Source organism: Methylopila henanensis (assembly GCF_042681025.1).
Classification (GTDB): Bacteria; Pseudomonadota; Alphaproteobacteria; order Rhizobiales; family Methylopilaceae; genus Methylopila; species Methylopila henanensis.
Window position 1 is genome coordinate 132463 of record NZ_JBHUER010000002.1, and the last position, 26014, is coordinate 158476.

Annotated in this window: 20 protein-coding genes; 14 read left to right on the forward strand and 6 right to left on the reverse strand. The window is 71.4% G+C overall.

Annotated features, from left to right (window positions below):
* The first annotated feature begins 121 nt into the window (after positions 1–121).
* The 8 genes from ACFSCV_RS03320 to ACFSCV_RS03355 all read left to right on the forward strand — a co-directional run bounded on the left by ACFSCV_RS03320 (position 122) and on the right by ACFSCV_RS03355 (position 14444).
* The gene (locus ACFSCV_RS03320; protein WP_378796988.1) at positions 122–1615 is read left to right on the forward strand and encodes a carboxypeptidase M32; all 1494 of its coding nucleotides are present in this window, start codon (positions 122–124) and stop codon (positions 1613–1615) included.
* A gap of 18 nt (positions 1616–1633) precedes the next feature.
* Entirely contained in the window at positions 1634–2341 is a 708-nt protein-coding gene (locus ACFSCV_RS03325) for a sulfate transporter family protein (protein ID WP_378796990.1), read from the forward strand.
* Between the two features lie 99 nt (positions 2342–2440).
* Complete coding sequence (locus tag ACFSCV_RS03330; RefSeq protein ID WP_378796992.1) at positions 2441–4711, forward strand: transglycosylase domain-containing protein; 2271 nt, start codon at positions 2441–2443, stop codon at positions 4709–4711.
* A gap of 67 nt (positions 4712–4778) precedes the next feature.
* Complete coding sequence (locus ACFSCV_RS03335; RefSeq protein WP_378796994.1) at positions 4779–5192, forward strand: VOC family protein; 414 nt, start codon at positions 4779–4781, stop codon at positions 5190–5192.
* Positions 5193–5291: 99 nt separating this feature from the next.
* A complete protein-coding gene (locus tag ACFSCV_RS03340) occupies positions 5292–6524 on the forward strand; it encodes an argininosuccinate synthase (protein ID WP_378796996.1) in 1233 nt (410 codons plus the stop codon).
* A gap of 216 nt (positions 6525–6740) precedes the next feature.
* A complete protein-coding gene (gene typA / locus ACFSCV_RS03345; RefSeq protein WP_378796998.1) occupies positions 6741–8567 on the forward strand; it encodes a translational GTPase TypA in 1827 nt (608 codons plus the stop codon).
* A gap of 136 nt (positions 8568–8703) precedes the next feature.
* Entirely contained in the window at positions 8704–12468 is a 3765-nt protein-coding gene (locus tag ACFSCV_RS03350) for a FecR domain-containing protein (protein ID WP_378797000.1), read from the forward strand.
* Entirely contained in the window at positions 12468–14444 is a 1977-nt protein-coding gene (locus tag ACFSCV_RS03355) for a CHASE2 domain-containing protein (protein WP_378797002.1), read from the forward strand. The genes ACFSCV_RS03350 and ACFSCV_RS03355 overlap by 1 nt, the downstream gene beginning before the upstream one ends.
* Positions 14445–14451: 7 nt before the next feature.
* Here the strand turns inward: ACFSCV_RS03355 and ACFSCV_RS03360 are convergent, their stop codons facing one another.
* Complete coding sequence (locus tag ACFSCV_RS03360; RefSeq protein ID WP_378797005.1) at positions 14452–16917, reverse strand: cation:proton antiporter; 2466 nt, start codon at positions 16915–16917, stop codon at positions 14452–14454.
* A 158-nt stretch (positions 16918–17075) separates the two neighbouring features.
* On the opposite strand from ACFSCV_RS03360, the gene ACFSCV_RS03365 reads away from it, so the two are divergent.
* The 4 genes from ACFSCV_RS03365 (at position 17076) to ACFSCV_RS03380 (ending at position 19542) form a co-directional block, all read left to right on the forward strand.
* Entirely contained in the window at positions 17076–17291 is a 216-nt protein-coding gene (locus ACFSCV_RS03365) for a hypothetical protein (RefSeq protein ID WP_378797007.1), read from the forward strand.
* 76 nt (positions 17292–17367) lie between these two features.
* A complete protein-coding gene (locus ACFSCV_RS03370; protein WP_378797008.1) occupies positions 17368–17754 on the forward strand; it encodes a DUF423 domain-containing protein in 387 nt (128 codons plus the stop codon).
* On the forward strand, positions 17751–18677 hold the full coding sequence (gene rbsK / locus ACFSCV_RS03375) for a ribokinase (RefSeq protein ID WP_378797010.1): 927 nt from the start codon (positions 17751–17753) through the stop codon (positions 18675–18677). The genes ACFSCV_RS03370 and rbsK overlap by 4 nt, the downstream gene beginning before the upstream one ends.
* A gap of 67 nt (positions 18678–18744) precedes the next feature.
* Positions 18745–19542 carry an enoyl-CoA hydratase-related protein gene (locus ACFSCV_RS03380; RefSeq protein ID WP_378797012.1) on the forward strand — a complete coding sequence of 266 codons (798 nt, stop codon included), beginning with the start codon at positions 18745–18747 and terminating at the stop codon, positions 19540–19542.
* Here the strand turns inward: ACFSCV_RS03380 and ACFSCV_RS03385 are convergent.
* Complete coding sequence (locus ACFSCV_RS03385; protein ID WP_378797014.1) at positions 19536–19820, reverse strand: hypothetical protein; 285 nt, start codon at positions 19818–19820, stop codon at positions 19536–19538. The genes ACFSCV_RS03380 and ACFSCV_RS03385 overlap by 7 nt on opposite strands.
* Positions 19821–20024: 204 nt before the next feature.
* Between ACFSCV_RS03385 and ACFSCV_RS03390 the strand changes: the two genes are divergently transcribed.
* Complete coding sequence (locus ACFSCV_RS03390) at positions 20025–20267, forward strand: hypothetical protein (protein ID WP_378797016.1); 243 nt, start codon at positions 20025–20027, stop codon at positions 20265–20267.
* A gap of 21 nt (positions 20268–20288) precedes the next feature.
* On the opposite strand, the gene ACFSCV_RS03395 is transcribed toward ACFSCV_RS03390, so the two are convergent.
* Entirely contained in the window at positions 20289–20651 is a 363-nt protein-coding gene (locus tag ACFSCV_RS03395) for a gamma-butyrobetaine hydroxylase family protein (RefSeq protein ID WP_378797018.1), read from the reverse strand.
* A 111-nt stretch (positions 20652–20762) separates the two neighbouring features.
* Here ACFSCV_RS03395 and moaA point away from each other — a divergent pair, with 111 nt between their 5' ends.
* Positions 20763–21788 carry a GTP 3',8-cyclase MoaA gene (moaA, locus tag ACFSCV_RS03400; protein ID WP_378797020.1) on the forward strand — a complete coding sequence of 342 codons (1026 nt, stop codon included), beginning with the start codon at positions 20763–20765 and terminating at the stop codon, positions 21786–21788.
* Between the two features lie 7 nt (positions 21789–21795).
* Here the strand turns inward: moaA and ACFSCV_RS03405 are convergent, their stop codons facing one another.
* The 3 genes from ACFSCV_RS03405 to ACFSCV_RS03415 are packed head-to-tail and all read right to left on the reverse strand — an operon-like array spanning position 21796 to position 25944.
* Positions 21796–23532 carry an acetyl/propionyl/methylcrotonyl-CoA carboxylase subunit alpha gene (locus tag ACFSCV_RS03405; RefSeq protein WP_378797022.1) on the reverse strand — a complete coding sequence of 579 codons (1737 nt, stop codon included), beginning with the start codon at positions 23530–23532 and terminating at the stop codon, positions 21796–21798.
* Complete coding sequence (locus ACFSCV_RS03410) at positions 23529–25154, reverse strand: 5-oxoprolinase subunit B/C family protein (RefSeq protein ID WP_378797024.1); 1626 nt, start codon at positions 25152–25154, stop codon at positions 23529–23531. The genes ACFSCV_RS03405 and ACFSCV_RS03410 overlap by 4 nt, the downstream gene beginning before the upstream one ends.
* Before the next feature lie 22 nt (positions 25155–25176).
* Positions 25177–25944 carry a LamB/YcsF family protein gene (locus ACFSCV_RS03415; RefSeq protein WP_378797026.1) on the reverse strand — a complete coding sequence of 256 codons (768 nt, stop codon included), beginning with the start codon at positions 25942–25944 and terminating at the stop codon, positions 25177–25179.
* Positions 25945–26014: the final 70 nt, after the last annotated feature.

Consider the following 26014-nt stretch of genomic DNA (forward strand, 5'->3'; position numbering starts at 1 on the left):
ACGCTTCGTCGAGCGGGTCAGATGCGCCGGGTTTAGCGAGAAGCCTTGCGCGACGACCGGCGCCGTCGCCACATCGGCGCTGCACAGCCAACCCGACTCCGAACCGCCTCGAAAGCCGCCCATGACCGCCTACGCCGAACTCGCCGCCCATTTCGGCCGCATCTCTGCGCTCTCGAACGCGCTCGGGGTGCTGCACTGGGACCACGCCGCGGTGATGCCAAAGGGCGCGGCGGAGACGCGCGCCGAGAGCGTGGCGCAGCTCGAAGTGCTGAAGCACGGCATGCTGGTGGACGCACGCCTTGGCGACTGGCTCGACGAGGCCGAGGCCGACGACGGCCTCGGGGCCTGGGAACGCGCGAACCTGCGCGAGATTCGCCGGATCTGGACGGTCGAGACCGCCCTGCCCTCCGACCTCGTCGCCGCCTCCAGCAAGGCGACGTCGGCCTGCGAGATGGCCTGGCGGCAGGCGCGCGCAGACAGCGACTTCAAGTCCCTGCTGCCGCTTCTGACCCAGGTGCTGGTGCTCCAGCGCGAGATCGGCCGCGCCAAGGGCGAGAAGCTCGGGCTCTCGCCCTACGACGCGCTGCTCAACGACTACGAGCCCGGCGGCCGCTCGGCTGCGATCGATGTGGCTTTCGACGACCTCGCGTCCTTCCTGCCGGGCTTCACCGAGGAAGCGCTCGCCGCGCAGGCCCGCCGCCCGGCCCTGCCGGCGCTCGACGGTCCGTTCCCGGTCGAGAAGCAGCGCGCGCTCGGATTACGGATGATGGAAGCGCTCGGCTTCGACTTCGCGCGCGGCCGGCTCGACGTCTCGACGCATCCGTTCTGCGGCGGCGCCGACAACGACGTCCGCATCACCACCCGCTACGACGAGGCCGACTTCACCAGCGCGCTGATGGGCGTGCTGCACGAGACCGGCCACGCGCTCTACGAGCAGGGCCGCCCGCAGGCCTATATGAGCCAGCCGGTCGGCGCCGCGCGCGGCATGAGCCTGCACGAGAGTCAGTCGCTGCTGGTGGAGATGCAGGCCTGCCGCAGCCGCGAGTTCATCGGCTTCGCGGCCCCGCTGATGCGTGAGGCCTTCGGCGGCTCCGGTCCCGCCTGGGCGCCGGAGGCGATGTGGCGGCGCTACACGCGGGTCGCGCGCGGCTTCATCCGCGTCGACGCCGACGAGGTCACCTACCCCGCCCACGTCATCCTGCGCTACCGGCTCGAGAAGGCGCTGATCGCAGGTGAGGCGAATCTCGCCGACCTGCCGGCGCTGTGGGCGGACGGCATGCGCGAGCTGCTCGGCGTCACGCCGCCCGACGACGCCCGCGGCTGCCTGCAGGACATCCACTGGCCAAGCGGCGGCTGGGGCTACTTTCCGACCTACACGCTGGGCGCCATGACCGCGGCGCAGCTGTTCGACGCGACGACGCGCGCCGAGGCCGACGCGCTGCCGGGGATCGCCCGCGGCGACTTCCGCCCGCTGCTGGCGTGGCTGCGCGAGAACGTCCACGAACAGGCCTCGCTGCTCACCACCGACGAACTCCTGACCCGCGCCACCGGCCGCCCGCTCGACGCCGGCGTGTTCAAGGCCCATCTCGCACGCCGGTATCTCGACGCGGCTTAAAGGGGCGGAGACCAAGCGATGCTCGATTCGGCGATCAAGGCGGCGCGGCAGGTGTTCTCGCCGCCGTTCCGCGCGGTGCTGCTGAAGTCGCTCGGGCTGACGCTGCTGCTGCTCGCGGTCGGCTGGATCGGCCTCCAGGCGCTGGCCGAGCATCTGCTGACCTTGCAGAACCCGACGCTGAACCTCGTAGCCCGCATCGTGGCGGGGCTCGGCACGGCGCTGGGGATGCTGTTCCTGGTCGTGCCCGTGACCGCGGCCATCGCCGGACTGTTTCTCGACGACATCGCCGAGGTGGTGGAGCGGGAGCACTACCCGCAGGACCCCTCAGGCGCGGCCGTGCCGCTCGTCCGTGGGCTGGCGCTGTCGGTCCGTTTCGGCCTGCTGGTGCTTGGCCTGAACCTTCTGATGCTGCCGCTGCTGTTCGTTCCCGTGATCGGTCAGATCATCTGGCTGGTCGTGAACGCCTACCTGCTCAGCCGGGAGTATTTTTCGCTCGCGGCCATGCGGTTCCGCAGCGAGGCGGACGCGACAGCGTTGCGGCGGCGCAACAGGTTCAAGGTGTTCGCAGCCGGCCTCGTCACCGCCGCGCTGGTGATCGTGCCGTTCGCGAACCTGCTGACGCCTCTGTTCGCAACGGCTTTCTTCGTCCACCTGCACAAACGCATCGCCCGCGCGGACGCGCAGCGGCTGGGAACGGAGGCGTCGCCGCCGCGTTTGCGGCCGTAACGGCCCTTAAACCCGCCGCATTCAAAGTCCACCCGGGGCATCGAGGGACGGCGCGGCTTGTTCGCGCCGCGGCGTGGGACGTGACGGAGTTTGGCGGCCATGGCGATCGGACGCGGGTCCGGGCGGAACGAACGGCTGGAGCCGCGCTTCGACGCGCATCCGGAGGCGTCGTTCGACCTCAGACTGACCGCAGACGACCGGCCTTCGAACGGCGGCCGCGCCGAACCCCGGCTCGATCCGCGAAGCGAGCCGCCCCTGTCAGACGGCCGCCGCGAGCCTACCTTCTCGGCGACGCGGGAGGATTCGGAGCCGCCCCGCGAAAAACTCTCCTATTGGGCCTGGGTCATGGGACGTAGCCGGCCAGCGAAGCGCCGCGGCTCAAACGGAGGCGGACGCCCGCCGAAACGGCGGAGCGGCCTGTTCGGCCGGCTGGTGTCGCTCGTCGTCGTGCTCGGCCTGTTCGGCGCGGTCGGCGCCGGCGGCGTCGTCGCCTATTACGCCTCCGGCCTTCCGCCGACGGACAAGCTCGAGATTCCGAAGCGCCCGCCCAACGTCGTGATCGCGGCGCTGGACGGCAAACCGGTCGCCAACCGCGGCGAGACCGGCGGGGCGCAGGTTCCGCTTTCCGACATGCCGAAATTCGTGCCGCAGGCCTTCATCGCGATCGAGGACCGCCGGTTCTACGACCACTGGGGCGTGGACTTCATCGGCCTCGCCCGCGCCATGAAGACCAATCTGGAGCACGGCACGCTGGTGCAGGGCGGATCGACCCTGACGCAGCAGCTCGCCAAGAACCTGTTCCTGACGCCGGAGCGCTCGCTCGAGCGCAAGGTGCAGGAGGCCGTGCTCGCCTTCTGGCTGGAGCGCAAGTTCGGCAAGGACAAGATTCTGGAGATGTACCTCAACCGCGTCTATTTCGGCGCGGGCGCCTATGGCGTCGAGGCGGCGTCCCAGCGCTATTTCGGGAAGTCCGTCCGCAAGATAAACATCAGCGAAGCCGCGACCTTGGCGGGCCTCGTCAAGGCGCCGTCGCGGCTGTCGCCGACCCGGGACCCGGACGGCGCCCGCGCCCGGGCCGACCTCGTGCTGTCGTCGATGGCCGACGAAGGCTACATCGGCCGCGACGAGGCCAACCGCGCCTTCAAGCTGCATCCGCCCTCCCCTGCGCCGAAGCCGGAAGGCGCGGTCGGCTACGCCGCCGACTGGGTCATGGAGCAGCTCGATGGGCTGGTGGGCCTCTATGACGAGGACCTGACCGTCCAGACGACGATCGATTCCGCCCTGCAGACCGAAGCCGAGCGCGACCTCTCCGAGGCGATCGCCAAGCGCGGCGGCGCGCTGAAGGTCACCCAGGGCGCGCTCGTCTCCCTCGCCCCGGACGGCGCCGTGCGGGCGCTGGTCGGCGGGCGCTCCTACGCCGACAGCCAGTTCAACCGCGCGGTCTCCGCCAAGCGGCAGCCGGGCTCGGCCTTCAAGCCGTTCGTCTATCTGACCGCGCTGGAGCTCGGCCTGACCCCGGACGCGGTGCGGGTCGACGCGCCGTTGAAGATCAAGGGCTGGACGCCGGAGAACTACTCCCGCCGCTACAGCGGCCCCATGACGCTGACTGACGCGCTGGCGCATTCCGTCAACACGGTCGCGGTGCGTCTCGGCGTCGAGGTCGGCCCGGTCAACGTGGTGCGCACGGCCGAGCGCATGGGCATCTCTTCGCGGCTCACTCCCAATCCTTCGGTCGCGCTCGGCACCTCCGAGGTCACGCCGCTCGAACTCGCGGCCGCCTACGCCCCGTTCGCGAACGGGGGCATGGCCGCGAAGCCTTACATCGTCACGCGGGTCACCACCGCCGACGGCGAGGTGCTGTTCAACCGGCGGCCCGACGCGCCGCAAGAGGTGGTCGACATCGAGCGCGTCGGCATGATGAACGCCATGCTGTCGGAGACGATCCGCTCTGGGACCGCGAAGGGCGCGGTTCTCCCGGGCTGGCCCGCCGCGGGCAAGACCGGGACGTCCCAGGATTTCCGCGACGCCTGGTTCGTCGGATACACGTCCCACCTCGTCACCGCCGTGTGGCTCGGCAACGACGACAACAGCCCGACCAAGAAAGCCTCGGGCGGCGGTCTGCCGGTGCAGATCTGGAGCCGCTTCATGACGGCCGCCCATCGCGGCGCGGCGGTCGCGGCGCTTCCGGGCGACTGGAGCCCGCAGGTCGCCGGCTATGAAGAGCCCGGCGACGTCTACCAGACCGGACCGGGCGGGTCGGCGGACGAGCCCGACGGACGATGGGTCGAGGCGCCGCCGCCCCAGCGTCGCGCGCGGCGTGACGATGGCGGGCCGCTGGGCTTCCTGCGCGGTCTGTTCGGCGGCCTGTGACGCCGGAGCCGCGCCGCGCCATGTCACGTCGGCGGCGGACGTCGCCGACAGGTTAGGGAGACCGAGGATGACAGACCCTGCGAACGCCAGCCCCCCGACCGTCTACCCCGCCTTCAAGTTCGACGACGCGTCCGCCGCGATCGACTGGCTCGAGCGCGCCTTCGGCTTCCGCCGCGGCCTCGTGGTGCCGGGCGAAGACGGCGCGATCGCCCACGCCGAGCTGAGCTTCGGTGCCGGCGGCGTGATGCTGGGCTCGCCGCGCAAGGCCTCCTCAGACGACCCCTGGGCGGACGCCCGCTTCGGGCTCTACGTCGTGGTCGAGAACGTCGACGCCCATTACGAGGCGGCGAAGGCCGCCGGGGCCCGCATCGTCCGCGAGGTCAACGACACCGAGTATGGCTCGCGCGAGTATTCGGCGCTCGACCTCGAAGGCAATCTCTGGAGTTTCGGCAGCTACCGTCCGGGCGACGCCGGCGTCTGAGCGCCGCCGTCGCGATCGTTCCCACGGGTTGCGCCGCGCGCCGCGATGGCTAGAGTGCGCCGCGCTTCAAGCCCCTCAGGATTCCGGACCCCCCTCGCAATGTCTGACGCCGCTTCCGTGAAAAAGGTCGTCCTCGCCTATTCCGGCGGCCTCGACACCTCCGTCATCCTCAAGTGGCTCCAGACCACCTACAACTGCGAGGTCGTGACCTTCACCGCCGATCTCGGCCAGGGCGAAGAGCTGGAGCCCGCGCGCAAGAAGGCCGAGCTGCTCGGCATCAAGCCGGACAACATCTTCATCGACGACCTGCGCGAGGAGTTCGTGCGGGACTTCGTGTTCCCGATGTTCCGCGCCAACGCGGTCTACGAGGGCCAGTATCTGCTCGGCACCTCGATCGCGAGGCCGCTGATCGCCAAGCGCCAGATCGAGATTCTGCGCGCCACCGGCGCTGACGCCGTGGCCCATGGCGCGACCGGCAAGGGCAACGACCAGGTCCGCTTCGAGCTCGCCTATTATGCGCTGGAGCCGGAGGTGAAGGTGATCGCGCCGTGGCGCGAATGGGACCTGACCTCCCGCACGAAGCTCATCGAGTTCGCCGAACAACACCAGATCCCGATCGCCAAGGACAAGCGCGGCGAGGCGCCGTTCTCGGTCGACGCCAACCTGCTGCACTCGTCGTCGGAAGGTAAGGTGCTCGAGGATCCGAGCCTCCCGGCGCCGGAGGATGTGCACATGCGCACGATCTCGCCCGAGGACGCGCCGGACCAGCCGACCCTGATCTCGATCGACTTCGAGAAGGGCGACGCAGTCGCGATCGACGGCGAGCCGCTGTCGCCGGCGACGATCCTGACGCGGCTGAACGAGCTCGGACGGGCGAACGGCGTCGGCCGGCTCGATCTGGTCGAGAACCGTTTCGTCGGCATGAAGTCTCGCGGCGTCTACGAGACCCCCGGCGGCACGATCCTGCTCGCCGCGCACCGCGCGATCGAGTCCATCACGCTCGACCGCGGCGCGGCGCACCTCAAGGACGAGCTGATGCCGCGCTACGCCGAGCTGATCTACAACGGCTTCTGGTTCGCGCCGGAGCGGGAGATGCTGCAGGCGGCGATCGACTACTCCCAGAAGGAGGTTTCGGGCCGGGTGCGGCTGAAGCTCTACAAGGGCAATGTCATCGTCACCGGCCGCGAAAGCCCGAACTCGCTGTACAATCAGGAGCTCGTCACCTTCGAGGACGGCGCGGTCGCCTACGACCACCGCGACGCGGCGGGCTTCATCAAGCTCAACGCGCTGCGCCTGAGGACCCTCGGCGCGCGCAAGCGGCGCGGGGCGTAAGGCGTCGTCCCGGCCAAAGAGCCGGGATCGTTCTGCGGTCGTTGCCTTTCGAAGCGCGGTCCCGGCTCGACCTGAAGGCCGTCCGGGACGGACGACGCATGGGTGTGTGTCCCCCGCGCCCTTGCGTTTCGAGCCCGTTTCCCGCATGTGTGCGCCGCACACGAGATATTTGACGAGAACAGCGGGCCCGCGCGCGCGGCCCCGAGGCGAGACCCCATGAAGCTCCGCAACATCGCGATCATCGCGCACGTCGACCATGGCAAGACCACGCTGGTCGACAAGCTGCTGCAGCAGTCCGGATCGTTCCGCGAAAACCAGCGGGTCGCCGAGCGCGTGATGGATTCGAACGACCTCGAGAAGGAGCGCGGCATCACCATCCTCGCCAAGGCGACCTCGGTCGTCTGGAAGGACACGCGCATCAACATCGTGGACACGCCCGGCCACGCCGACTTCGGCGGCGAAGTCGAGCGCATCCTCTCCATGGTCGACGGCGTGATCGTGCTGGTGGACGCGGCCGAAGGCCCGATGCCGCAGACCAAGTTCGTGGTGTCGAAGGCGCTCAAGATCGGCCTGCGCCCGATCGTGGCGGTCAACAAGGTCGACCGTCCGGACGCCCGCGCCTCGGAAGTCATCAACGAGGTGTTCGACCTGTTCGCGGCGCTCGACGCCACCGACGAGCAGCTCGACTTCCCGATCCTCTACGGCTCCGGCCGCGACGGCTGGCTGAACCATTCGCCGGAAGGTCCGAAGGAGGACGGCCTCGCGCCGCTGTTCGACCTGATCCTGGACCACGTGCCCGAGGCGAAGACCGAGGACGGTCCGTTCCGCATGCTCGGCACCCTGCTCGAGGCCAACCAGTTCCTCGGCCGCATCATCACCGGCCGCATCGCGTCCGGCACGGTGAAGCCGAACCAGACCGTCAAGGTGCTGGACCGCGAGGGCAAGCTGGTCGAGACTGGCCGCGTCTCCAAGATCCTCGCCTTCCGCGGCATCGAGCGCCAGCCGATCGAGGTCGGCGAGGCCGGCGACATCGTCTCGATCGCGGGCCTCGTGAAGGCGACCGTCGCCGACACCTTCTGCGATCCGGCCGTCACCGAGCCGATCCAGGCGCAGCCGATCGATCCGCCCACCGTGTCGATGAGCTTCATCGTCAACGACTCGCCGCTCGCCGGCACCGAAGGCGATAAGGTCACGAGCCGCGTCATCCGCGACCGCCTGCTCAAGGAGGCCGAAGGCAACGTCGCGCTCAAGGTCGAAGAGTCGGCGGAGAAGGACTCGTTCGTCGTGTCCGGCCGTGGCGAGCTTCAGCTCGCGATCCTGATCGAGACCATGCGCCGCGAGGGCTTCGAGCTCGGCGTCTCGCGTCCGCGCGTGGTGCTGCAGAAGAACGAGGCCGGCGAGACCGTCGAGCCGATCGAAGAGGTCGTGATCGACGTCGACGAGGAGCATTCCGGCGTCGTCGTGCAGAAGATGTCGGAGCGCAAGGCCGACATGCTTGAGATGCGCCCGTCCGGCGGCAACCGGCTGCGCCTCGTGTTCCACGCCCCGACCCGCGGCCTGATCGGCTATCAAGGCGAGCTGCTGACGGACACCAAGGGCACGGCGATCATGAACCGCCTGTTCCACGCCTACGGCCCCTACAAGGGCGAGATCGCGGGCCGCGTGAACGGCGTGCTGATCGCCAACGAGCCGGGCGAGGCCGTGGCCTACGCGCTCTGGAACCTCGAGGACCGAGGCCCGATGATCATCGAGCCGGGCTGGAAGGTCTATCAGGGCATGCTGATCGGCATCCACTCGCGCGACAACGACCTCGAGGTCAACGTCCTCAAGGGCAAGAAGCTCACCAACATCCGCACCCAGTCGAAGGACGAGGCGGTCCGTCTCACCCCTCCGATCCGCATGACGCTGGAGCGGTCGCTCGCCTGGATCCAGGACGACGAGCTGGTCGAAGTGACGCCGAAGTCCATCCGCCTTCGCAAGCGGCTGCTGGACCCGAACGACCGCAAGCGCGAGGAGCGCAAGCGCGAGGCCGAGGTCGCCTGAGCAGGCTCGCTAAGTTTGCGCCAAGGTCGTAAGTAAAAGTCCCGATCTCCCCAAGCGGCGCGCCGGCTAGATTGCCGGCCGCTAGAAATGCGCGCGGCGGCGCAAGTCGCCGCCCGGGGGAAACTGGTCGGGGTTTATGCGCAAGCGTGGTCTGTCATCGGGCGCGGTTCTCGCCGCGTGGGCCCTGTCGGCAGGCGTCGCCTTCGCGCAGGCACCGATCCAGCGCACCGCGCCCGCCGCGGGCGCGGTGATCGCGGCCAAAGGCGGCGAGGAGCTGCAGTTTTCGGCCGAGGCCCTGTGGCGCTCGGTCGCCCTCCAGCAGAACCTCGTCGGCGGCGACACGCTGCGCACCAACGCTTCCGGCGCGCTCGGCATCCTGTTTCAGGACCGCACCCAGGTGCGCGTCGGCCGCAACTCCACGCTGATCGTGAAGGACGTCGCCCGCGGCCCCAACGGCGAGACCGAACTCTCGCTGCCGGAGGGCTCGATCTACGCCCGCGCCTCGCGCGGCGGATCGGGCGTCACCGTCGAGACGCCGGCCGCGGCGGCGGCGATCCGCGGCACCGATTGGTCGCTCTCGGTCGAGGGCGCCAAGACGTCGCTGATCGTGACCGAGGGCGAGGTCGTCCTCGCCAATTCGCAGGGGTCCGTCACAGTGCGGCAGGGCGAAGGCGCGGTCGCCCTGATCGGCCAGGCGCCGCGCAAGATCACCCTGATCAATTTCGACGGTCGCGCCCAGCTCCTGCTCTATCGCGAGCTGCGGGACTCCTTCTTCGAGCTGTCGCCCAACACCCGGCCGGGCCGCGACCTGCGCGACGCCCGCGCCCGCATCCGCGCGACGCCCGCGGCGCGCCGCTCCGCCGAGGACGCCGTCGCAAACGCCGAGCTCGCGCTCGATTTCGACGGCGCCGCCGAGGCCGAGCGCGCCGTCGCGGAAGCCGAGCGCCCCGGCCTGAACGCGGCCCAGCGCGCGCGCCTGACGCTGGTGCGCGGCTTCATCGCCGCGCGGCGGGGCCAGTGGTCCGACGCCGCCGCGCGTTTCCAGTCCGCCGGCCGGAACCTCGACGCCGAGCGCCGCGACACCGCCGCTTACGCCGCCTGGGTCTCCGAGACTATGGCGCGCCCGAACGAGAGGCCCGCCCCGTTGCCGGAGCCCTCCCGCCACGCGCAGAGCCGCGCCGGAGCGATCGGCCGCGCCAGCGTCGAGATGTTCGTCGAGAGCAACGAGCGCGGCGTCGAACTGCTGACGGAAGCCGCGAAGCGGCATCCGTCCGATCCCTTCATTGCGGCGGCGAAAGGCGCGACGCTGCTCGCGATCGATCAGGATAAGGCGGCGAAGGCGGAGATCGACCGGGCGCTCGCGCTCGACCCGGAGGACCCGTTCGCGCTGGCGGTGCGGGCGCGCTACCGCTGGACGGCGCAGAGCGATCTGGACGGCGCCAAGCAGGACATCGAGCGCGCCATCGCGGCCGTTCCCGGCGACGCCCGATTCTGGGCCGAACTCGCCCTGATCGAGGACGAGCGCGAAGCGGTGCGGGAGGCCGAACGGGCGCATCTGCGCTCGATCGAGCTCGACCCCCAGACCCCGCTCTACCTCGCGAACTACGCCAACTTCCTGATCAACCGGAACCAGATCCGCGCCGCGGAAGAGCCGCTCAGACGGGCGGAGGCGATCGATCCATCCGGCGCGGTACAGCTCGTCACGCGCGGCCGGCTGCTGACGCGTCAGGGGCGTAAGGAGGACGGGCTCCAGAAACTCCTCGCGGCCTCGGCTGTGAACCCGACCTACGTGGACGGCCTGCTGGAGCTCGCGATCACGAACTACCAGCTCGGCGCCTATGACGAGGCGGCGCAGGCGCTCGACAACGCCGACCGCTTCGACGACGACAACCCCAACACGCCGCTCGCGCGCTCCGTCATCGCCGTCGACCAGTACCGCGCCGACGAGGCGATCGTCGCGGCGCGGGAATCGCTCCGCCGCCGGCTCGCCCGCGGCGGATATTTCGCCACCATCGAGTCCGACCGCCAGAACGGCTCGCCGATCAACAGCGCTCTGCGCTTTCTCGACCTCGACGACTGGGGCCGCTACTTCGGCGACCGCACCTTCGATCCGTTCTCCGCGTTCGGCTATTTCGACCAGGCCACGTCGAGCCGTAGAGACCCGTTTGCGGCGATCCAGCCTCCGGCGCTCGACGACGTCTTCGGATCGACCGCCTTCTCGTCCCAGCTCCAGGGCATCATGCTGGAGCCGCTCGCTGTCGCCGGCTCGGAACGGCGGCAGATGCTCACCCACGCGCCCTTCGCCGAAGCCGCGATCGAGGGCGGCCTCAGATCCGAGCGCGGCGACATCGGCTGGCGCAACACGTTCGTGGCGCAGGGGAAGCTGCTCGAGCCGACGCCGGTCGCGGTCTATGTGACGGGCGGACTCGACCGGCCGGACAGCTCGTTCGACGACGACCGCAACGATCTCGGTAGCCTGACCGCCTTCATCGGCGCGCAGCCGACGCTGTTCGACAATGTGGTGCTCTACGGCGCGGTCCAGCGGCCGAAGCAGGAGCTGCGGACCGTAGACCTGTTCTCGCAGCGCCCCGAGCGGGTGGATTCGGACGCCCGCACCGCGGGCGTCGGTTGGACCCACACCTTCGCCGAGCGCAACCTGTTTCAGGTCCTGATCTCGGGCTCGCGCCTCGATCGGACGCAGGCCGGCGACTCCGTGACGGACATTTTCGACGTCGACTTCAACGTCCGCCCCGACGGTCTTCCCGACATCTTCCACCGCCGCCGCGCCAAGGGCCACGAGGACAACGGCGTCGCGGCGCTCGCGCACATGATCGGCTTCGGCGACGTCACGCTCAAATACGGCGTCGAAGGATCGATCTCGCGCGCCAAGTCGGTGGAGGACCGGTTCTATCCGGGATCGGCGTTTCCGCTGCCCTATCCCGACACCGCCTTCGACGTCACCACGCGGGTCAAGGGAGAGATCGGCCTCGCCTACGCCGACGCCGTCTGGGAGACGTCGCCCTCCGTCCAGTTCGAGGCCGGGGTGTTCGCGACCTCGGTCGATTACAAGACGACCGGCTTCGACTGCACCTTCGCGCCCTTTCTTCCCTGCGCGGCGGCCCGGCTGAAGCAGCGCGACCGCGACCTGAACCCGCGGATAGGCACCGCATGGGAGCCGGTGCGCGGCCACTGGCTGCGCGTGGCCTACCGCGAAGACGTCGCGATCCTCAACAACGCCTCGCTTGCGCCGGTCGCGACCGTCGGCATCCTGCCGAACGAGACGCCGGCCCCGGTCGGCGCAGAGGTGAAGACCTTCGCGGCGCGCTGGGACGCGGAGTGGAGCCCGCATCTCTTCACCTCGCTAGAGTACCAGGACCAGCGCGCCGACCAGCTCGGCTTCGGCATCCCCGAGAGCGTGTTCGACGCCACGCGCGCCGACGTGCGCCTGCGCCGGCTTGAGGCCAGCGCCAACCTGTGGCTGACGCACGGCGTCGGCCTGTTCGCGCGCTACGCCCGCACCTGGGCGGACGCGGCCGGAGACGCCGACGTGCCCTTCCTCGCGGAACATGCGGGCCGCGTCGGCGTCACCTTCGTGCATCCGTCGAAGGTGCGGCTGTCGCTGATCCAGAACCTCGTCGGCGCGCGCGACGACGCCGGCGCGGACATTCCGCTCTCGCTCAGCGAGACGCGGCGGCTGAAGGCGTTCACGACCACCGACGTCGGCCTGACCTGGGAGCCGTTCGACAAACGCCTGCTCATCGGCCTGCAGGCGGTGAACCTGTTCGACCGGCGCTACGTCGTGCAGGCCAACGCGTTCTCGACGCAGTTCCGGGGCCTCGCCGGCGAGACCATCGAGGGCCAGCGCCGCACCTTCCTCGCGACCGCGCGCGTGCGGTTCTGATGCGGTCGGCCCTGCGCCGACTCGGCGCGCTCGCGCCGGTGCTGGCGATCGGGGCCGTTTTCGCGCTGCTGCTCGCAAGTCCCTGGCGCGGCGTTCTAGACGCACCCGCCTACGACGCGCTCGCGGCCATCGCGCCGCCGCCGCCCGCTCCCGACATCGTCGTGGTCGCGATCGACGAACCGTCCTTCGCCGAGATCGGACAGCGCTGGCCGTGGCCGCGCAGCCTGCACGCCGATCTCATCCGCGCCGTGAGGGCGGCCGGGGCGCGAACGATCGGCCTCGACATCGTCTTCGCCGAACCGTCGAGCCCTGAGGCCGACCTCGCGCTCGCCGAGGCTCTCGGCCCCGACGTGATTCTGGCGGCCGACTTCACCGTCATCGACACGCAGCATGCGCGGCAGTCCCTGCGGATCGATCCGCTCCCGGAGTTTCTGGACCGGGGCGCCAAAACCGGGATCGCGGCGGTCTCGCTCGACCGCGACGGCGCGCTGCGGCGCGCGCCGGCCTATGACGACGCCTTCGCCCGGATGGTCGCGCGCGCGGCGGGCGCGACGCCCGGCCCCGTCTCCGACGGCGCGCTGATCCGCTTTCGCGGCGGCCCGCGGACCTACCGCACCGTGTCCTACTATCAGGCGCTTGAGCCGGACAAATTCCTGCCGCCAGGCGCTCTCAAGGACGCCGTCGTGCTCGTCGGCCTGAGCACCCAGACCGCGGCCGGCGCCGGCGCGGCGGACGCCTTCGCGACCCCGTTCACCGCCCGCACGGGCCGCTGGACCGCCGGCGTCGAGGCGCAGGCGACGATGGTCGACGGCTGGCGGTCCGGCGACGTCATCCGGCAGGCCCCGCTCTGGGCGGAGTTCGCGGCGCTCGGACTCGCGATCGCGGCCGGCGCGGGCCTCGCCCGCGGCGGACGGGTGACGCTGCGCGCCGCGCTCTCAGCGCTGGCGCTCGCCGTCGTCGCGGTCGCCGCGAGCTGGCTCGCGCTGCGCCATGGCGGCTGGCTCTCGCCCGTGGCTCCGGTCCTCGCTCTCGCCGCCGTCGTGGGCCTCGACGCCGCCATCGACTACGCGCGGGAGCGGCGCGCCCGGAAGGAGATCGCCCGCGCCTTCGGACAATATCTCGCGCCGGAGCTGGTGGAACGGCTCGCGCGCGACCCGGCGGCGCTGAAGCTTGGCGGCGAGGTCCGCGTCATCACTGTCCTGTTCTGCGACGTGCGCGGCTTCACCAGCATCGCCGAGCGGCTCAAGGACGATCCGGAGCGCCTGACGAGCCTCGTCAACCGGCTGCTGCAGCCGCTGTCTGACGCGGTGTTCGCCGAGGGCGGCACGATCGACAAGTACATCGGCGACTGCGTGATGGCGTTCTGGAACGCGCCGCTCGACACGCCCGACCACGCGGAGCGCGCCGTCGCGGCGGGCCTGCGCATGCTTGCGGCCATCGAGGCGCTCAACGCGGAGCTTGCGGCCGAACCCGCCGCCGGCGCGCCCCCGCTCGTGTTAGGGGTCGGCGTCGGGATCAACACCGGCGCCTGCGTGGTCGGCAATCTCGGCTGCGACCGCCGCTTCGACTACAGCGCGATCGGGGACGCCGTGAACCTCGCCTCGCGGCTCGAGAGCGCCTCCCGGTTCTACGGCGTGCCCATGCTGATCGGCGAGGACACCGCCGCCGCGGCGGGGAGCCGCCTCGCGCTGCTGGAGCTCGACCGGCTGGCGGTGAAGGGCCGCGCGAGCGGAACCGCGGTCTACGCCGTGCTCCCCGCCGCGCATTCGGAGGCGGCGGCCCGCGTCCAAGCCGCGTTCCTCGCCGCCTATCGCGCTGGCGACTGGGACGCGGCGGACGCGGCGCTTGGGAGGCTGTCGTCGGAAGCGCCCGAACTCGGCGTCTACGCCGTCCGCATGGCCGAGCGCGTCGCGCGCCTGCGCGCCGAGCCGCCGCCGGTCGACTGGAACGGCGTGTTCGCCGCAGTCGAAAAATAGCTCCGTCTCACGCGTCCTCGCCGGCGTTCGCTCGCAGCCGCTCGGCCGCGGTCGCCTCGATGCGCGCGCGAAGCTCGGGATGGTCGTCCAGAAAGTTCATGAAAGCGCGGCGCGGCAGCCGGAGCAGCGAACCGTATGCGATCGAGTCGACGTCGGCCGTCCGCTCCTGATCCGTCAGGAGCGCGATCTCTCCGAAGACGTCGCCGCGCCCGAGCCGGACCACCCCGCTCCGCCCGACCACCTCAACCGCGCCGGAAGCGATGAAGTAGGCCGCGTCGCCCTGGTCGCCGCGCCGGATCAGGCGCTCGCCGGGATGGACGAGGATCGGCTCGACGCGGTCCGCGAGGCGCTTGAGCGCGGCCGAGTCGAGACCGGCCAGCATCGGCAGGCGCGCGATCAGCGTGCGTGCGTCGAGGCCGAGGTCGAGCGCCGGGCGGATCTCAGCGCTCCGGCGGCGGTGGTCGAGGTCCAGGCCGAGGTCGCGGTGCAGCTCCGGGCTGATCAGGCCCTCCTCGTGCATACGGTCGTATTCGCGCTCCTCGAAGGCGAGCGCCGCGTTCCGCAGCAGGCGGCGCTCGAGCGCCTGGGCGTAGTCGGGATACTGCAGGCGCAGCGCGTCGAGCTGGCGGGCGACGGCGGCGGAGCGCTCGGCGTGGACCTCGGCGACGGCGTCCGCCGCGGCGTCCCCGAGCACCGGACGGATCGTCTCGTCAGCGACGCCCTCGATCCGCCGCAGCGCCATCGAAGTGAGCTGGAGCAGCTCGAAGCGGTCGGCGAGCGCGCGGGCGAGCCATCCGCGCCAGCCGAGTTTGCGCGCGAGCAGGTGCGCAAGCCGCTCGGAACGGGAAAAGGCGAGCGCGACGCCATAGGCCTGCCGATAGCCCGCAGGCCCCGCCGCGCGGCTCCGGTCGCTCAGCCGCCGGACGTCGCTCAACAGCCGGTTCACGAGCCCGAGCGAGACCGCGCGCTCGCGCACCCGCTCCATCACCAGCTCGCGCTCGGCGCGGGCGAGCGTCACCAGCGCGATGGCGACGCGCTCGCCGACCGGCGCGGGAGCCTCCACGACGGGCGGCGCGATACCCAGCGGGGCGAGCTCGGGCGGCGACGAGATGTGGTAAGTCGCGGCGGTCTCCGTCACCGCGACGGCGACCCGCGCATGGGCGGCGGCGAACACGTCGCGCCGCAGCGCGGCGTCGACGGGCGACAGGCGGTCGACCCCGGTCGCCCGGACCAGCCGGCGTAGCGTCGCGCCCTGGACCAGCAGCGTGAACAGCACGTAGCCGGTGGCGAGCACCGCCACGAAGGAGCGCACCTCGCGCGGAATGGCCTCGTTCTCGGTGACCGCGAGGGCGAGCACGAGCGTCGTCGCGCCCCTGAGCCCGCCCCAGAACACGACCCAACGGAATGGACGGCTGATGGACGGCGCCATGCCGGCGCGCGACAGCGCCGGCATCAGCCCGAACACGATGGCCGCCCGCGCGACCAGCGAGGCGACGATCAGCGCCACGAGCAGCAGGAGGTCCCGCAGGGTCGCGTCCGCCAGCAGGCGCGGGGCGAGGATGGAGGCGAGCACGAAGATCAGCGACGCGGCCCACCAGTCGATCTGCTCCCAGACCGCGCGCAGGTGGCGCCACACGTCCGGCGGCGCCTTCGCCGGCCCCGCGGCGGCGAAGGTCATGCCCGCCGCGACGACGGCGAGCACGCCCGAGACATGCAACAGGCTCTCCGCGACGACGAAGACAAGGTAAGGCAGCGCGAGGCTGACGGAGGTCGGCGCAAGCGCGTTGTCGCGCAGCGCGCCGACGAGATTGGACGCCGCCCAGCCTCCGACGAAGCCGACCACGGCGCCGCCGAGCGGGAGCACCAGCGCGTCGAGCGCCGCCGCGCCCGGATCGAACGGCCGTCCCGTCACCAGCAGATCAAGGAACAGCGCGAACAGAGTGATCGCCGCCGCGTCGTTCAACAGGCTTTCGCCCTCGACGAGCCGGACGAGACGCGCCGGCGCGCCGGCCTCGCGGAAGATCCCGATCACCGCGATCGGATCGGTCGTCGCGACGATCGCGCCGAGCAGCAGGCAGGCCACCAGCGGCGCCGCCGTGAAGGGCCAGAGCGCGAAGCCGATCACCAGCGTCGAGACGACGACGGCGACGATCGCGAGGATGAAGATCGGACTGGCGTCCTCGAGCACATGACGGACGTCGGTGTTCATCGCCGACTGGAATAAAAGCAGCGGCAGGAACACGAACAGGAAGGCCTCGGCGTTGAGCGGCAGGTCCGTGATCGCCGCCGCGAGGCCGCGGCCGGCCGGCCCTAGCGCGCCCGCATGCAGCACGAGCCCGACCGACCCGAGCACCACGCCGAACAGCGCCAGCAGCACGCTCGCCGGAAGCCGCACCCGCGCCGCCGCAGGCTCCGCGAGGCTGACCACCAGCAGCAGCGCTGCCAGCACGGCGACGACAACGGCGATGGACATATGCGGAAGGTATCCCCGGATGCGGATCGCGAGGGGACGCAAGCGCGGACCGGGAGTCAACGGAGAGGCGCGCCACTGGCGTGCGCCTCATGTCAAAGTACGTAGGACCACGTAGGAATACGTGCACAATCGCGCCAAACAAGCCTTGGGAGGCACGAATGCCCTACAACGTCGTATGCACGCTTGACGACAAGGCCTCGATCTCTTTCGCGCCGACGGCGGCCGACGCCCTGAAGCTCGTTCAGAGCCGTCAGGACGCAGGCGCGATCGACATCGGCGTCGTCTCGACAGACGGCGCCCGACTTCCGATCGAGCGGCTCGAAGGCCTCGCAAGGAACGAGGCGCCGACCGGCCAGATCTCCGTCCGCGGCTGACGTCGGCCGCCGGCAATCCCCAGCGCTCCGTCTCCCTGGCGTTGCTTTCGCCGGCGGAGACGGCGCATCCTGACTTATGTCCTCTCGTTTCCCTTTGATCCTCATCGCGGTCGCGGGCTTGTATGGCGCGGTGGGCGTGGCGGCGGCCGCCGCCGCCTCCCACGCCTTCAACGATCCGCGCCTCGGCCTCGCCTCGACCTTCCTGCTGCTCCACGCGGCGGCGCTGGCAGGGCTCGCCTCCGCGGTCCGCGCTTTCGCCGCCCGATGGACGCTCGGCGCGCCGGCCGCGCTGATCGCGCTCGGGGCGCTGCTGTTCTGCGGAGACCTGACGCTGCGCGTGGTCGCCGGCGCGTCGCCCCTGCCCTTCGCCGCGCCGCTGGGCGGCTCGCTCCTGATCGTCGGATGGCTCGGCGTCGCCGCCGGCGCCGTGGTCTTGGCGCTGAGGACGCCGCCCACGGGGTGACCCGCGCCCGCGTCGCCGTTCTCGGGATTTTCGCCGCCGACCTGACGTTCCGGGCGGCACGTCTGCCGAAGCTCGGTGAGACGCTGCTCGCCGACGGCTTTTCGCTCGGGTCCGGCGGCAAGGGCTCCAACCAGGCGATCGCCGCGGCGAAGGCCGGCGCGCACGCCACGCTCATCACCCGGATCGGGGACGACGCCTTCGGCCAGATGGCGCGCGACGAATGGACGGGGGCCGGCGTCGACGCGACCCATGTGATCGTAAGCCCGGACGAACCGACCGGCGCGGCCTTCATCTTCGTGGACGCCCGCGACGGCCAGAACGCCATCGTCGTGAACGGCGGCGCGGCGGCGGCGCTGTCGGCGGCGGACGTCACGGCCGCCCGGGGCGCGATCGGGCGCGCCGCGGTCGTGGTCGCCCAACTGGAGCAGCCGCTGGCCGCGGCGACGGCGGCCTTCGAGCTCGCCCGCGCCGCCGGCGTCGCGACCCTGCTCAACCCCGCCCCCGCCGCGCCGCTCGACGACGCCGTGTTCCGGCTTTGCGACATCGTCACGCCGAACGAAAGCGAGGCGGAACTGCTGACCGGAATCACGGTCGACGGCGAGGACGCGGCCCGCCGCGCCGCGGACCGGCTGCTCGCCAGAGGCGCCGGAGCGGTGCTGCTGACCCTCGGGGAGAAAGGCGCCCTGCTGCACCGCCCCGGCCAGTCGCTGCTCGTCCCGGCGTTTGACGCCGGCCCGGTGGTCGAGACCACGGGCGCGGGCGACGCGTTCACCGGGGCCTTCGCGGTGGCTCTCGCCGAGGGGCGCGACCTCGCGGAGGCCGCGCGTTTCGGCTGCGCCGCGGCCGGCATTTCGGTGACGCGGCCCGGCGCCGGCCGCTCGATGCCGCTCCGCGCCGAGATTGACGCGCTGCTTTCCGCCTGAGGTTGGTCTTGCCGGCGAGGCCCCCGACGTCTTCAGTGCGCCGACCGACGCCCCCGCCGAGGCCCGCATGAGCGAACCCTGTCTTCTTGTCGAACGCCGCGGCGCCGTCGCGACGCTGACCCTCAACCGGCCGGACCGCATCAACGCGTTCACGCCTGAGCTGCTGACCGCGATCGCCGAGGCGCTCGACGCCGCCGAGGCCGATCCGACCGTTCGCGCCGTCCTCGTCACCGGCGCCGGGCGCGGCTTCTGCTCCGGGCAGGACATCGGGCAGATCGCGACCCTGCCGCCGGAGGAGCGCGACGTCTCCCGCATCCTCGAGCGCTTCTACGAGCCGGTGGTCCGGCGGATGCGCGCCTCCGCGCTGCCGATCGTCGCCGCGGTCAACGGCGTCGCCGCCGGCGCCGGCGCGAACTTCGCGCTGCTCGCCGACATCGTCGTGGCGGCGCGATCGGCGCAGTTCGTCGAGGCCTTCGTGCGGATCGGGCTGGTCCCGGACGTCGCCGGGACGTGGACGCTGCCGCGCCTTGTGGGCGACGCGCGGGCGCGCGCCATGTGCCTGCTCGGAGAGCCCGTCGGCGCGGAGCAGGCGGAGGCCTGGGGCCTGATCTGGAAGGCGGTCGACGACGACCGGCTGGCCGAGGAGGCCTTCGGCGTCGCGGAACGGCTCGCCGCCCAGCCTGCCCATGCGCTCGCGCTGGTGAAGAAGGCGTTCGCGGCCTCCGCCGGGAACGATCTCGACGCCCAGCTTCAGGTCGAGCGGCGGCTTCAGACGGAAGCCGCCGCGTCGGAGGATCACGCCGAGGGCGTGCGAGCGTTCATCGGGAAGCGCCCGCCCGCCTGGGCGCCGCGACGCCCTCAGTAACGGCGGTCGTCGCGCCAGTCGTCACGACGGTCCCTTCGGTCGTCACGGCGATCGCGCGCGTCCTTACGGCGGTCGTCGCGCCACTCGCGCCGGTCGTCGCGCCGTTCCTGACGCGCCTGACGACGTTCCCATTCCCGGCGATCGCGACGGTTGTCCTCGACGATGACGGTCCGGCGCTCATAGCCGTAGCCCGGCCCGTAGCCGCGGCGTCCGGTCTCCGTGCAGCCCGCGACGGTAGCGGCGCATGCGCCGACGATCAGCAGCGTCAGGATCTTCATTCGTCATCACTCCTTTTTTTGCCCATCGCGTTATCGGCCCCGCGCGCCGATTTGGAAGCGGGCGGCGGCCGCATGCGCATGGACTGCGGCCTTCGCGCCACAGGCCGATGCTGCAGCGCAGTAAACGCCGCGATGGCGCTCCGCGATTATTGAGCGTATACTTCTCTGGCGATAACGAAAACAGAACCGAGCGGAGGATGCGCGATGCAATGGCTTCAGCTTACGACGTCGGGCGACCATGAGGTCTTCGTCAACATGTCGCTCGCCGTGCACATGCGGCGGTTCGGCGACAAGACGGTCATCGACATGCTGACGAGTTCGATGGACCGGACCCACAGCATCGGCGTGCTGGAGACGCCGGAGACGATCCTGCAGAAGATGTGCGACTGCGGCTGGGTTTCGAAGCAGGACGGCGAGCGCGCGCGCCCGCCCGTGCCGGCGCACTGAACGCCGCCCGCCGGCGGGCGGTCAGCCCCGGCTGAGGCCCCGCTCGGCGAGCGCCGCTTCGTAGGCCGCGAACAGTTCGGCGCCCTCGTCGCCGAAGGCGCGCAACGTCGGCCATGTGTAGATGCCGGTGCTGTGCCCGTCGTCGAACACCAGCCGCACGGCGTAGGAGCCGACCTCCTGCACGTCGCGGATGGCGACTTCGCGCTTGCCGGGCACGATCGTCTTCTGCTCCGGCGAATGGCCCTGCACCTCGGCGCTCGGGCTCTCGACCCGCAGCAGTTCCGCCGCGAGCTCATGCCGCGCGCCGTCGGCCCAGGCCACGGTGAGCGTGCGCCCGTCCCGCGAAAGCTTGATCTCGATCGGCCAATCCGCTTCGTCCGCCATCGCTCGTCACCCTTTACGCCAGCCGTTTCTCCTCTTAGCTGTTAGGAGGCGTTCCAACCAGCCGCCGTAAGGCGGCCTGCGGACAGCGATGATGACCAGGACGAGCGTTCGTTGACCCAATCCCCTGCGCCGCTTGCGCCTTCGCCTCTGGTCGACCCGTTTCAGCGGGCGATCAGCTATCTGCGTGTGTCGGTGACGGACCGCTGCGACTTCCGCTGCGTCTACTGCATGTCCGAGCACATGACCTTCCTGCCGAAGCGGGACCTGCTGAGCCTCGAGGAGCTCGACCGGCTGTGCGGGGCCTTCATCCGGCTCGGCGTGCGCAAGCTCCGGCTCACGGGCGGCGAGCCGCTGGTGCGGCGCGACCTGATGACCCTGATCCGCTCGCTTGGCCAGCGGGTGTCGTCCGGCGAGCTGGAAGAGCTGACGCTGACCACCAACGGCAGCCAGCTCGCCCGTTTCGCGCCCGAGCTCGCGGACGCCGGCGTGCGCCGCATCAACGTCTCGCTGGACACGCTCGACCCCGCCGCATTCAAAACGATCACCCGCTGGGGCGATCTCGCGCAGGTGCTCAAGGGGATCGACGCGGCGATCGCGGCCGGCATCCACGTCAAGATCAACACCGTCGCGCTGCGCGGCGTGAACGAGGACGAAATCGCCTCGATCGCGGAATGGGCGCATGGCAAGGGCATGGACCTGTCGCTGATCGAGACCATGCCGCTCGGCGAGATCGACGGCGACCGGACCGACCAGTACCTGCCGCTCAGCCTGGTGCGGGCGCGGCTGGCGCAGCGCTGGACGCTGACGGACATCCCCTACCGCACCGGCGGCCCGGCCCGTTACGTGTCGGTCGGCGAGACCGGCGGGCGGATCGGCTTCATCACGCCGATGACCCACAATTTCTGCGAAAGCTGCAACCGCGTGCGCGTGACCTGCACCGGCACGCTCTACATGTGCCTCGGGCAGGAGGACGCCGCCGACCTCAGGGCCCCGCTGCGGGCGAGCATGGACGACGGGCGGCTCGAGACGGCGATCCGCGACGCCATCGCGCGCAAGCCGAAGGGCCATGACTTCGTGATCGACCGGCGCAACGCCCGGCCCGCCGTCGGCCGGCACATGTCGACCACAGGCGGCTGACGCCGGTTCAGCCGGCGTCGACCTCGGCGAGAACCTGGCCTGCTTTCACGCTCGCCCCGGGATCGGTCCGGATGCGCAGGGTGCCTGCGCGGGGCGCGAAGACGCGAGTCTCCATCTTCATCGCCTCCAACACGGCGACCGCGTCGCCTTCCGCGACCGTCGCGCCGTCCTCCACCGTCCAGGACTGCAGGACGCCGGCGACGGACGCCGTCACCGCGCCCGCGGCGGCGCTGGAATCGGCCGTTTCTTCCGCCGCCTTCGCCGGGCCTGCGGCCGAGCCGAACAACGCCCAAACGGAGCGCGGCAGCGCCAGCTCCCGGCGGCGGCCGTCGATCTCTACGGGGAAGCGCGTCAGCGCAGGTCCGTCCACCGGCTGCGGCCGCACGGCCGCCTCGAGCCGTTCGGCGAAATCGGTCTCGATCCAGCGGGTGTGGACGCGGGAGCCGTCCGCGCCCGCGAAGTCCGGCGAGCGGATCGCCGCCCGATGGAACGGCAGCGTGGAGGCGACGCCCTCGATCCGGAACTCGGCGAGCGCGCGTTCGGCGCGGCGCAACGCCTGCTCGCGGGTCGCGCCCGTGACGATGAGCTTCGCGATCAACGAATCGAACGCGCCCGACACAACAGACCCCGCGACGACGCCGCTGTCGAGGCGGACGCCCGGCCCCGAGGGCGGCTCGAATGCGGTGACGGCGCCCGGCATGGGGAGGAAGCCGCGGGCCGGGTCCTCGGCGTTGACGCGGAACTCGATCGCATGGCCGCGCGGCTCGGGCGCATCGTCGAGGCTGAGCGGAAGCCCGTCCGCGACGCGGAGCTGCTCGACCACGAGATCGACGCCGAAAACCTCTTCGGTCACGGGATGCTCGACCTGCAGACGGGTGTTGACCTCAAGGAACGACAGCGTCCCGTCCTCGCCAAGCAGGAACTCGACCGTGCCGGCGCCGACATAGCCGACCGCCACGCAGATGGCTCGCGCGGCGCGATGAATCTCCTCCCGCAGGGCAGGCTCCAGGAAGGGCGCCGGGGCCTCCTCCACGAGCTTCTGGTTGCGCCGCTGCAGCGAACAGTCCCGCGTTCCCAGCACCGCGACCTTGCCGCGCCGGTCGGCGATCACCTGCGCCTCCACATGGCGGGGGCGGTCGAGGAAGCGCTCGACGAAGCATTCGCCCCGCCCGAAGGCTGACGTCGCCTCCCGGACGGCCGCCTCGTAGGCCTCCGCGACCTCGTCCATGCGCCGGGCCACCCTCAGCCCGCGCCCGCCGCCGCCGAAGGCCGCCTTGATCGCGACCGGCAGCCCGAACCGCTCGGCGAAGGCGACGGCCTCGTCGGCGCCGGCGACCGGTCCGTCGCTCCCGGGCGCGAGCGGCGCTCCGGCCGCCGCGGCGATCCGACGGGCCTCGATCTTGTCGCCGAGCGCGTCGATGACCTCCGGATCGGGCCCGATCCAGATCAGACCCGCCGCGATCACGGCGCGCGCGAAGTCGGCGCGTTCGGACAAAAAGCCGTAGCCCGGATGCACCGCGTCGGCGCCCGCGCGTCCGGCGACCGCAATCAGCTTTTCGGCGGCGAGATAGGTCTCGGAGGGTCGATCGCCGCCGAGGCCGTAGGCTTCGTCCGCCAGCGCCACGAACGGCGCGTCGGCGTCACTGTCGGCATAGACCGCGACCGCGCCGACGCCGTAGTCCCGGCAGGCCCGGATGACGCGGACGGCGATCTCGCCCCGATTGGCGATGAGGACCTTTTTCATGCGTCGATCCTGTCGGACGTCGGGACGATCTCGGCGAAGGGGCCGAGCGCGCGGAAGCGGATGCGGGCGCCGGGCGGGATCTGGCCGGCGCGGTCGAGATGACGCTCCGCCACGGTCGCGATCACGGGATAGCCGCCGGTGAGAGGGTGGTCCGCCAGAAACAGCACGGGCTGGCCGTCGTGCGGAACCTGGATCGCGCCGGTCGCGGTCCCCTCGCTCGGCAGTTCCGCGGTCGGGTCGGCGCGGCCGAGCGCGCGCTCGCCGGCGAGCCGCAGCCCGACACGGTCCGAACGCGGCGTGACCTCCCAGTCCTGTTCGCACAGCAAGGCGAGCGACGCCGCGGTGAACCAGTCCGCCCGCGGCCCCAGCACGACGTCGAGCGTCACCACATCGCCGGTCGCCGGCGGCTCCTCGGCGGGCGTCTCGTGAAGCGCCACGGGGCCGGCGGGGCCGGTTCCAATCGCAAGCCGGGCACCGGTCTGCAGCGGCGCCGGGCCAAGGCGGGCCAGCGTGTCGGTCGACGCAGAGCCGAGCTCGGGTTCGACCGTGAAGCCGCCGCGCGCCGCGAGATAGCTTCGCACGCCCCGTTCAGGCGCGCGCAATGCGACCCGGTCGCCGGCTGCGAGCGGCAGTGGGGCGTAGGCCGCAGCCGGATACGGGACGCCGTCGGCGGCCCGTATCTCGAGCGCGCAAGGGGCGCCGGCGACGGCGACCACCGCCGGCCCCGATGAGGTGAAGACGAAGCCGCCGCCGGCGATCTCGAGGCATGGCCGCCCCGGTTCGTTGCCGACGATCCGGTTCGCGGCCCTCAGAGCCGCGCGGTCGAGCGCGCCGGACGCCGAGACGCCCTGCCCCGCGAATCCGGGCCGCCCGAGATCCTGAACCAGCGCAGGAAGCGGCGCCTCGACGAGGGTCAGAACCGTCCCGCCCGCCTCCGGCTCAGGCGACGCGGGCGCGCTCCTGCGTGGCTCCGCGAAAGATTCGCGCGCGGCCTCGAATTCGTCCCGGTCCCGGAGCGCCCGGAAGCGCACCCGTGCACCCGGCTGCAGCAGGGCCGCCGGCTCGCGCGCCGGGTCCCACATCTCGAGCGGGGTCCGGCCAATCAGTTGCCAGCCGCCGGGACTGTCCTTCGGGTAGACCCCGCTGAAGAGGCCGGCGAGCGCCACGGAGCCGGCGGGGATGCGGGTGCGCGGCGAGCGGCGGCGCGGGACGTTCAGGCTGGGTTCGCCGCCCACGAGATAGGCGAAGCCGGGCGCGAAGCCGATGAAGGCGACGTCGTAATCGGAGCCCGTGTGCCGCCGCACGACCTCTTCGGGCGTCACGCCGAGATGGTCGGCGACCTCGCCAAGGTCCTCGCCGTCATAGAGCGCCGGAATGTCGACGAGCGGCCCGGCCGCGCGTGCGCTGGCCGTCAGGTCGCGCGCGAAGAGTTCCGCGGCGACGCGGCCGGGGTCGCGCCAGGCGCCCGGACGCAGCCGCAGCAGCAGGGTGCGCGCGCCGGGCGTCACCTCGTCGATGTCCGCAAGCGGGGCGGCGGCGAGCGAGGCCTGCAGGGCGAGCGTTTCGTCCAGATCGGCGAGCTCCACGAGCATGGAGCCGGAACCCGCGGGGAGAAAACGCATACCGATGTCCCCCTACGCCGGGTCAGCCGGCGGTGACGAAGGAGCGGATCGAGACCCCCTCGCCCTCCAGCCGGGCGCGCACCGCGCGGGCGATCGCGACCGCGCCGGGACTGTCGCCGTGCACGCAGATCGACGCGGCCTCGACGCGGATGACGGAGCCGTCGACCGCCTCGATCTCGCCATCGCGCGCGAGGCGCAGCATGCGATCGGCGATACGGTCGGCGTCGTGCAGCACCGCCCCGGGCTCGCGCCGCGAGACGAGCGTTCCCTCGGGGGTGTAGGCGCGGTCGGCGAAGGCTTCGGCGACGACGCCGAGCCCCATATCGCGCGCGAGCGGCAGCAGCGGCGATCCGGCGAGCCCCATGAGCACGAGATCGGGATCGGCCATGCGGATCGCCTGCGCCACGTCCCGGCCCTGCCGGGGGTCGGTCGCGATGGCGTTGTAGAGCGCGCCGTGCGGTTTGACGTAGTCGACGCGGGCGCCCGCGGCGTGCGCGAGCGCCTTCAGCGCGCCGATCTGGTAGACGACGTCCGCGATCAGGTCCTCGCTCGCGACGTCCATGGCGCGGCGGCCGAAACCGACGAGATCGGGATAGGAGACGTGGGCGCCGACAACGACGCCGCGCTCCGCCGCAGCTCTCAGCGTGCGCAGCAGGCTCGCGGGATCACCGCCATGGAATCCGCAGGCGACGTTGGCGCTGGAGACGATGTCCAGCATCGCCGCGTCGTCGCCCATCCGCCAGGCGCCGTAGCTTTCGCCGAGATCGCTGTTGAGATCGATGGCCGTCATGCGCTCCCCTCGCCGCGCCGGCCGGCGCGCGCCGCAGAATGACCGGGATTCGCGCGACGCGCAGCAGCCG

Bases quoted from the DNA above. Each gene is read 5' to 3' on its own strand.
- ACFSCV_RS03320 (WP_378796988.1), top strand. From the start codon at position 122: ATGACCGCCTACGCCGAACTCGCCGCCCATTTCGGCCGCATCTCTGCG.
- ACFSCV_RS03325 (WP_378796990.1), top strand. From the start codon at position 1,634: ATGCTCGATTCGGCGATCAAGGCGGCGCGGCAGGTGTTCTCGCCGCCG.
- ACFSCV_RS03330 (WP_378796992.1), top strand. From the start codon at position 2,441: ATGGCGATCGGACGCGGGTCCGGGCGGAACGAACGGCTGGAGCCGCGC.
- ACFSCV_RS03335 (WP_378796994.1), top strand. From the start codon at position 4,779: ATGACAGACCCTGCGAACGCCAGCCCCCCGACCGTCTACCCCGCCTTC.
- ACFSCV_RS03340 (WP_378796996.1), top strand. From the start codon at position 5,292: ATGTCTGACGCCGCTTCCGTGAAAAAGGTCGTCCTCGCCTATTCCGGC.
- typA (WP_378796998.1), top strand. From the start codon at position 6,741: ATGAAGCTCCGCAACATCGCGATCATCGCGCACGTCGACCATGGCAAG.
- ACFSCV_RS03350 (WP_378797000.1), top strand. From the start codon at position 8,704: ATGCGCAAGCGTGGTCTGTCATCGGGCGCGGTTCTCGCCGCGTGGGCC.
- ACFSCV_RS03355 (WP_378797002.1), top strand. From the start codon at position 12,468: ATGCGGTCGGCCCTGCGCCGACTCGGCGCGCTCGCGCCGGTGCTGGCG.
- ACFSCV_RS03360 (WP_378797005.1), bottom strand. From the start codon at position 16,917: ATGTCCATCGCCGTTGTCGTCGCCGTGCTGGCAGCGCTGCTGCTGGTG.
- ACFSCV_RS03365 (WP_378797007.1), top strand. From the start codon at position 17,076: ATGCCCTACAACGTCGTATGCACGCTTGACGACAAGGCCTCGATCTCT.
- ACFSCV_RS03370 (WP_378797008.1), top strand. From the start codon at position 17,368: ATGTCCTCTCGTTTCCCTTTGATCCTCATCGCGGTCGCGGGCTTGTAT.
- ACFSCV_RS03380 (WP_378797012.1), top strand. From the start codon at position 18,745: ATGAGCGAACCCTGTCTTCTTGTCGAACGCCGCGGCGCCGTCGCGACG.
- ACFSCV_RS03385 (WP_378797014.1), bottom strand. From the start codon at position 19,820: ATGAAGATCCTGACGCTGCTGATCGTCGGCGCATGCGCCGCTACCGTC.
- ACFSCV_RS03390 (WP_378797016.1), top strand. From the start codon at position 20,025: ATGCAATGGCTTCAGCTTACGACGTCGGGCGACCATGAGGTCTTCGTC.
- ACFSCV_RS03395 (WP_378797018.1), bottom strand. From the start codon at position 20,651: ATGGCGGACGAAGCGGATTGGCCGATCGAGATCAAGCTTTCGCGGGAC.
- ACFSCV_RS03405 (WP_378797022.1), bottom strand. From the start codon at position 23,532: ATGAAAAAGGTCCTCATCGCCAATCGGGGCGAGATCGCCGTCCGCGTC.
- ACFSCV_RS03410 (WP_378797024.1), bottom strand. From the start codon at position 25,154: ATGCGTTTTCTCCCCGCGGGTTCCGGCTCCATGCTCGTGGAGCTCGCC.
- ACFSCV_RS03415 (WP_378797026.1), bottom strand. From the start codon at position 25,944: ATGACGGCCATCGATCTCAACAGCGATCTCGGCGAAAGCTACGGCGCC.